This is a genomic window from Bacillota bacterium (assembly GCA_040754675.1).
In the GTDB taxonomy this organism is placed as follows: domain Bacteria; phylum Bacillota; class Limnochordia; order Limnochordales; family Geochordaceae; genus Geochorda.
In genome coordinates, this window is record JBFMCJ010000171.1 from 1 (window position 1) to 8,031 (window position 8,031).

The window sequence follows — 8,031 nt, forward strand, 5'->3', positions numbered from 1 at the left end:
GCCGGAACGTGGTAGTCGCTACCGGCACAGGAAGCGGCAAGACAGAAGCATTCCTATTACCCATCCTCTTCCACCTCTATCGGGAATTCATGGCAGGCTCGCTTTGCCCCGGCGTCCGGGCCTTAATCCTTTATCCCATGAACGCACTCAGCAACGACCAGCGCGATCGGTTGGGGGCAATCGCCAAGCGTTTGCACGACTACGGTTCACCCTTTCAGTTCACCTTCGGGCAGTACATAGGCGAGACCCCAGACAACATACGAGACACCAGGCGCAACGGCCCGGGATACGACCGGGCGCGCCTGCCAGGCGAGCTGGTGTTTCGAGACGAGATGAGGAGCACCCCTCCCCACATTTTCCTGACCAACTACTCCATGCTCGAGTATCTCCTGATCCGCCCGGGCGACAGTCCGCTGTTTGATGACGGCCACTCCCGCTGGTGGACCTTCCTGGTCCTGGACGAAGCACATCAGTACCGCGGGACCCGCGGAATGGAGATGGCTATGCTTATACGCCGCCTGAAGCAACGCCTCCGACAAGGCGGGCGCGAGTCACCCATCCAATGCGTTGCCACCAGTGCAACCCTACTGGGCGGCGAGGCGGATCGTCTAGGAGTAGCGCGCTTCGCGTCGGCCCTGTTCGACGCACCTTTCTCGGAAGAAGACGTCATCGTCGGGGAAAGGGAAAGCGTTCCAGACGATGGTCACTACACGCTATCAAGCGACGATTACCAAGTGGTCCGTGCGGCGGTAGAAAGCCCAGAAGACTCGGTTTTCGCGCAGCTTCGGGCTCTTGCCGAGCGCTGCGGCCTGAAACTACCCGTGGGTATCCCAGCTGTGCAGGCGGCCGGACACATCTTACTTTCCGATAAGCGCGCTACACGACTGCGGAGGCTGTTGTCCGAAGGACCAGCACACGTGCGGATCATCGCAGACCAGGTGTTCCCGGAGCTTCCTGCATCTAAGCGGCCTACAAGCCTGAGCCAGCTGGTTCAGCTCCTGGCGGCGGTTCCCGATCCGTCAACGTGCAACACCGGTACACCGCTACCCCTCCTCTCCCCCCGCTACCATTTGTACTTGCGGTCCCTGGAAGGAGCATTCATCCGTTACCTGCCGCAAAGGGAAGTTACACTAAACAGGCACCAACAGGACGAGGCTGCATGCTTCGAACTCGCACTATGCCGGGAGTGCGGCCAGCACTATCTGGTCGGCAAATTGGCTGGCGGATCCCGTACCGGGCAGTTCACCGAGGCCATTCGGGACCCCGGGCACTCTGATTTTGGTGTGGATTTCCTCCTCCCACTAGAGGACCAGACCGACCTCGTTGAGGACGATGATGGCACGGACAAGGCAGGAGAACAGGTAGCGGACCAGGGTGGCACGTATTACCTTTGTCTGCGCTGTCGGGCGTATTGGAGGGAAGGGTTCCCTCCGGCCTGTGAACACGGATCCAATGAGGGTTCATTATTGCGCGTCATTCGGCAACGTGCGCGAGAAGGGCAAGACAGCCTCCCCCAATGCGGCGCTTGCGGTTACCGGGGCCCGGACCCGGTTAAGGAGGTCATCCATGGGGCGGACGGTCCCAATGCGGTGATAGCCACGACCCTGTTTCAGCAATTGCCGAGCGATCGCAGGAAGGTTCTAGCTTTCGCCGATGGTCGCCAGGAGGCAGCATTCTTCGCCTGGTACCTGGGACGAACGTACGAGGACATCTTCTTCCGCAACGTTATCCTGCGCGCGAGCCAGCGACTAATGCCCTATTCGCCGGAGGGGCTATCGCTGCGGGACCTCGCCGAAGAGCTGGCGGCGATCATCCACGAGGAAGGCCTGGCCGGTCCCATGGCCACACCTGTCGAACTCAGGAGGATGGCGTGGCGCGCCGTCTTACGGGAGTTCCTCACCAATGAAAGGAGGATTTCGCTGGAGGGAACCGGTTCGGGTCGCTGGGAGATACGGTGGCCTCCCTGGTTCCGTATTCCCGAGGTCCTCCTGGCGGAGCCATGGCTGCTGAGCGAAGACGAAGCTAGGCACCTGCTCTTCCTGCTCCTGGACACCCTGAGGGAGGCTAGGGCAGTACACTTGCCGTGGGACACCGGGGTAAGCATCAGCTGGGAGGAGGTCAACCCTTACCCTGCCAAGCGAGCCCGTCTCGGCGACCGCAGGGGGGAAGCCTTTGTGGAATCGTGGGATAGCCCCAGCTGCAAGAGAACGAAGCTGCTCGCCAAGATCCTCGAACTGCGGGGCTTCCCAACGGAACAGGCACAACGATGGGCAGTTCAGACGTTGCGCGAGGTTTGGGACGCATTTGCTGAGTTCGAACGGGCGATACCGGACCGCCGCCAGGCACTTTTCCTACCCGTGCAGAACGCTCGTCAGTTGAACCCAGGGTGGTGGCGTTTCAAGGTGCTTGGCCCGGGTGAGCAGCTTTACGTCTGTAGCTGGTGCGGCAAGCTCCATTTTGCCTCCGTGGGTGGAATATGTGCCAGGCCAGCTTGCCGGGGAAGACTATACAAAACCAGCGTCGACGAACTCCCTCACAACCACTATCGGGACATGTACCGCACTGATCTGCCCGGGCTGTTGCGGGTAGAAGAACACACCGCCCAACTCGGCAGAGAAAAGGCCCGTGAGTTCCAGCAGGCTTTCAAGGACGGACACATCGGGGTCCTGAGTTCTTCGACCACTTTTGAACTTGGGGTAGACCTGGGGGACCTCGACACCGTGTTTCTGCGCAACATTCCTCCCGAGGCCTTCAACTATGCACAGCGGGTTGGGCGGGCGGGGCGCCGACCAGGCCACTGCGGGTTCGCGGTCAGTTACTGCCGCCGGTCGCCCCATGACCTCTATCATTTCGCTCGCCCGGAACGAATGCTAAAGGGCCTTACCAGCCCTCCGGTGTTACGCCTGAGCAATCAGAAGATCTTGCTGCGTCACGTCACGGCCGTTGTGCTGGGCCGCTTCTTCCGTGCCAACCCGGGCCGCTTCGGACTGGTCAGAGACTTCTTCGTTGACCTCGCAGCCCCCCAGGCGGTAGCCGATGTGAAACAGTTTGCCCGGCAGCACAGACACGAGCTCGAGTCGCTCTTGCGTTCCGTGGTTCCGAGCGACATGTGGTCAGCTATCGGTCTTAAAAACGGTGAGTGGATAGAGCTAGTAGCCGGGACGCTCGGGGAGGGGCAAGACAGCCGCTTAGTGGACGCAGAAAAGGAAGTCGCAAGTGACTACCGGCGTGTGCGCAAAATCGAGGAGGAGTCCAGCCGGGGACGCCAGCACGAACGGGCAAAGTGGGCCAGAAACCGGGCCCAGGACCTGGAGAACGAAGATATCCTGTCTTTCTTGTCACGCAAGGCTGTCATCCCTAAGTACGGCTTCCCCGTAGATGTGGTCGAACTCGATACCCAACGCAAGGCCGACGAGATCGAGTTGCAGAGGGACCGCGCCATCGCCATTTCAGAGTACGCTCCAACCGCCCAAGTAGTGGCGAACAAGAAAGTGTGGGAATCCTGCGGCATCAAGATCGTACCGGACCGCCCGCCGCGTGTACGTTACTACCGCAAATGCACCGTGCACAATCGGTTCGACTCGTGGGACGAGACACAAGATGCACCACCGGGGGCGCCATGCTGCGACCAAATGTCCTCGCGCAGGAAGTACGTGATCCCCTGGTTCGGGTTTGTAACAAAGCCAGATGAACCAAAGGAACCCCAAAGGCGACCGGAGAAGCTTTTCACCAGCCGCCCGTTCTTCATCGGCCTCGCCGGACCGGATCGGGGCCACGTGGACGTTCCAGCAGGCCAACCCCTAATTCGTCTCACAAAGGCGTGCCCTGGTAAGATGGCGGTCATATGTGAAGGACACCGTGGGCAGGGATTTTACATTTGCCTCCGATGCGGTGCAGGCTTCCGCAAACGCGAGAAATCCCATAGGACTCCTCAAGGGACTCAGTGCTCAGGCGTGCTGGAGTCAGTCGCGCTGGGCCACGAATTCATCACCGACATCGTGCGGCTGGACTTCCTGCACCGTCCTTCCTTCCCAGTATTGGACCCAATGTGGTTTGCCTACTCCCTGGCGTACGCACTCGCCGGCGCCGCAAGCGACACCCTTGAGGTACCATCCACGGACCTTAATGCTACGGTCGGATACCCGGAAGGTGAGGGATTGCCTCCCATCATCTTGTATGATAATGCACCTGGAGGAGCAGCACTGGTGGCGCGGTTGGAAGAAGAAGATACCCTGCGTGCGTGCCTGGAAGCGGCCCGGGCCCGCGTGGACGGCGCATGCGGTTGCGGAGAGGACGACAGCTGCTACGGTTGCCTGCGCAACTACTCGAATCAGTTTGCCCACACCCGTCTCCGCCGCGGCCCCGTTCACCGATTCCTCACCGAACTGATCGATCTCTGGCCTGCCACAACTCCGCGGGCAATCTCCACGCCGCCACTCTGAGGGGTTGGTCAACTGGGAAGCCGTTTCAACCACAGAGCAGTCTTGTTCACGATGCTCTCATAGCGTGCGGGGTCGATCACCCGGTCCTTGCACCATCCATGAGGAAAGATATGGTGGTTTCCTTGGTCTATCGAACGTCGCCAGCGATTTCACCGTGGTCCCTGCTCAGCCCGCCCTGCACCCTGTATGGTCTTGGCGTCCCGCCCATCGGCGCGAGGTCAGTCTCCTCGCGGCGCCAAGCACGGCATATGCTTCGGGCACCTTGAGGAGGAGCGAAGCCCCGCCATAGACGAGCGCCCCCAGGGCGAACGCCAAGGCAAGCCGCCCGGCCTGCAAAAGGCCCCCTACCTCCAGAAAGGCGAGGCGACTAAGTCCCTTTGTGGCGGCAAGGGGACCTACCATGATGGCGCTGGCAATGCCTATGCCTGTAGTGTAATGGATGACGGCCTTGCCTCGGGCGGGTCCGACTTTTGACCTAAGATACCACAAGAGCGCTACCGCCCCGAAGGTCACCGCGCAGGAGTTGGCCAGCGCAAGTCCTCCGTGTCCCAGCTGCCGCACCAGGGCCAAATTTAGCGCCACATTGATGGCCACGCTGACTGCGCCCACGACCGTGGGCGTGATGGTATCGTGGAGGGAATAGAAAGCCTTCGACGCGAGGTCTCCAAGCGACAACCCGAGGACTCCGATCCCGTAGAACGCCATAGCGTATGCCGTGGCCTCGGTCGCTTTAGAATCAAACGCTCCCCGCTCGAACGCGAGCTTCACAAGAGGCGTCCTGAGCATTATGAGGCTTGCCGCCATGGGAAGCAAAACGAAGCCCATGAACCTTATTCCCTGGGCAAGCCGTGGCACGGAACGCCAGCCGGACAGCCCTTACGCTACCGCTCTCGACCGTCGCGTTCGCGGATACTTGGGCGACCGCCCCCTGTTTAGCCTAACGCGTAATCGATCACGTAATCGATCTTGCAATATGCTCCTGCTACGTCACAAAACTCGAAGAAGGAACCACGAGCCTGGGTAGAGCCCTAGAACCGGTTTGCGAGAGAGGTGGACCGGAGTCGCGTTCTGACTTCCCGTCAAATAGCTTCTCACTGTCTTGACAGGATCGCCGGGAACAACAAACTTAGCAGGGATCATCTTCTTCATAAGGTCCACCCGCCTCACGCCCATGGCAGGAAATGTAACAGACATGCTTCTTTTGCAATTCCCACGGTGCGGTATCTTTACCAGCGGATGCTCTTCGAAAAATAACCACAGATCCACATCCTTGACGCCATTGCCACCGCCATAGTAGTGCTGGGCCGCCCCCTGGCAGAGAGCTATCAGAACAAGCCGGTCAGAATATACCGCGTATCTGCTGTTTGCCACAAACCGTCGAAACTCATCCACCCCGACCTGCTGCATTACGGCGAGATCGTCAGTTGTTATTGGCCCGAAATACACGCCGCATCCCGGGCAACAGACCGCCCCGCTACTCATGGGCGTGCCACATCTCGGACACATAAGCCAATCCCCCATTCCAGATTCGATACGCACAAGAACACGTATTTACCGCCGGGATTGTCTTGTGAGGGCCGTCCTCGCCCACTCGAGGGGGATCCCGAGGCTCATAAACAACATATGCCCCTCCTCGATGCTGGATGCCCTGATGCCCTATCCCGGGGGCAGACGGTGCTCGATGAGGAAAACCTAAAAAGGCCGGTAGGCGAAATGACGGATTCCTAGCCGGATAAAAGGCGGGGGGCGGCGGCATCCAGCGCCCCCCGTTTGTGCATCATGCAAGATAATCCTGGACGATTAATGCCAAATAAAGCTGGCTGGACACAACGCCATGGCAGCCGCCGCTTGCTACGGCAGCCGCTCCTCCCCTGCACCGCGCTCAGGAGTCTTTCTTCGGTCAGCACGAGGCCAGCACGAGCTCGCACGCTTGCAGTAAAGGCGGATCAGGAAGTCAACCACAAAGCCTGATTCATTCAAAACCATAACCGAGATTGGTTAGTTGGAAAGTCTGCACCTCTGCAACTCGCTTATTTAATTAGGAACAGGTAATTGCTTCGTTATCCACCACTAATTCGAAGGCACCCCCTGCGCCGCCGGTCATCCCCTGAGGTAAGGTTACTCTAGCCATGGCGACCCCTTCGGGGATCACGGCGTCCCCATCGACCCTCAGCCAGCAGTCATGGCCTGGAAGAACCCTTCTTGAAAGAGCCCGTATCTTGGCTATGCTTTCCGCACTCGCCCGCGGGTCCAGCGACATCTCGACCCTCCCAGTAGACAGCTCCATGCGGTTTTTTACGGCATCGCCCGCAAGGACCCACGGTCCTTCTGGCGTGTCTATGAGTAGGGCCATACTGCCGGGAGTGTGCCCAGGAGTAAAGACTACCTCAACGCCGGGAGCGATACTTGAGTCGCCTTCGGAAACCAGGCGAACCTCTTTCCTTCCAAGCAAATCAACGATTTCCCTTGGAACGAATAGGTCGTTGCCCGTCGAGGCGTACTCCCATTCTTCCCGACTTATGATGAACTCCGCCCGAGGAAATACCAGCGCATTTCCACAATGGTCAAAATGGAGATGGCTAAGGAAGACCACGTTTACATCTTCTGGCATTACACAGAGCCTGCGGAGGCCGTCGATCAGCATGGGACGCGCCGCATGTGCCCCCGTATCGAAGAGCATAGTATAGCCGCCCAGCCGAATCAACGCCGCATTACTCCAGCCCAGAAAGCTTATATCGGCCTTCCCCGGGAACCCTTTACAGACCAGGTCGACCGTGACATTCACGGGAGTTGTCCTAGCACGAACAGACACATTCCGCTGGCCAACCTGGCAATCCCTAGTCATCATAAATCACCTTCTCAAACAAGGCGTGGAAACGCTCCTGCTGCGGGTAGGGCAACGGTTTGGTGACGGGAGATAAGACGAACAACACCACCAGCCCCGCGATAACGCCCCAGACCGTGTTATGGATCCCGAATGGGTGCTGCCACGGCACAAACGTTAAGGCGGCCGCCAAACCGCCTGCCACCATGCTCCAAAAAGCTGCATCCTTGCCAACCCGCGGCCAGAACAGAGCACCTATGGTTGGCCCGAGGTAGCCAGCCACGCATATACCTGCTCCCGCCGTGGCCAAGGGGACGATAAGGCCTGGCCAGGTCAGAGCAAAGACGTATATGATGACGGATAGCACTAGAACTGCCAGTTGCCCAACCCTGGCCTCTTGTTGAGGGGAGGCGTCGGGCTTGCAGTACCTAACATAAAAGTCCCTCGTAACCAAAGAGCTGGCCGATAGAAGCTGTGAATCCAAGGTAGACATCCCAGCCGCTACGGCCGCAGCGGTGACAATAGCCGCCAACATCGGGAAGTGCTTCGCAACCACTAATACTACCAGCGAGTCCGTCTCTGCTCCCTTAAGCCCCGGGAGCAATATGTGTTCCAAGTGATCATCGTGCTGAAGAATGATACGCCTAGCCTGTAGTTCGAACCAACCGCGCCCATAAAGGTCCACATGCTCGGGAGGCTGTCGGCGCTATGGGCCTCGCCCCTGGTCGTCGTCAGGTGGCACCCGACATGATATTTCGAATCCAG

Annotated in this window: 5 protein-coding genes; 1 reads left to right on the top strand and 4 read right to left on the bottom strand. The window is 59.2% G+C overall.

Annotated features, from left to right (window positions below; translation table 11 throughout):
- Positions 1-8: 8 nt before the first annotated feature.
- Positions 9-4,442: a DEAD/DEAH box helicase gene (locus tag AB1609_11155; GenBank protein MEW6047023.1), complete on the top strand. Its 4,434-nt coding sequence runs from the start codon at positions 9-11 to the stop codon at positions 4,440-4,442.
- Between the two features lie 165 nt (positions 4,443-4,607).
- On the opposite strand, the gene AB1609_11160 is transcribed toward AB1609_11155, so the two are convergent.
- The 4 genes from AB1609_11160 to AB1609_11175 form a co-directional block, all read right to left on the bottom strand.
- Positions 4,608-5,297: a lipid II flippase MurJ gene (locus AB1609_11160; protein ID MEW6047024.1), complete on the bottom strand. Its 690-nt coding sequence runs from the start codon at positions 5,295-5,297 to the stop codon at positions 4,608-4,610.
- A gap of 132 nt (positions 5,298-5,429) precedes the next feature.
- Positions 5,430-5,924 (bottom strand): hypothetical protein, encoded by a 495-nt coding sequence (locus tag AB1609_11165; protein ID MEW6047025.1) that lies wholly within the window; start codon positions 5,922-5,924, stop codon positions 5,430-5,432.
- A gap of 556 nt (positions 5,925-6,480) precedes the next feature.
- The gene (locus AB1609_11170; protein ID MEW6047026.1) at positions 6,481-7,290 is read right to left on the bottom strand and encodes an N-acyl homoserine lactonase family protein; all 810 of its coding nucleotides are present in this window, start codon (positions 7,288-7,290) and stop codon (positions 6,481-6,483) included.
- The gene (locus AB1609_11175; protein ID MEW6047027.1) at positions 7,280-7,951 is read right to left on the bottom strand and encodes a hypothetical protein; all 672 of its coding nucleotides are present in this window, start codon (positions 7,949-7,951) and stop codon (positions 7,280-7,282) included. Before AB1609_11175 ends, AB1609_11170 begins: the two co-directional genes overlap by 11 nt.
- Positions 7,952-8,031 lie beyond the last annotated feature (80 nt).

What these genes read in the sequence shown, in the direction of transcription:
- AB1609_11165 (MEW6047025.1), bottom strand. Translation starts at nt 5,924, where the DNA reads ATGAGTAGCGGGGCGGTCTGTTGCCCGGGATGCGGCGTGTATTTCGGG.
- AB1609_11170 (MEW6047026.1), bottom strand. Translation starts at nt 7,290, where the DNA reads ATGATGACTAGGGATTGCCAGGTTGGCCAGCGGAATGTGTCTGTTCGT.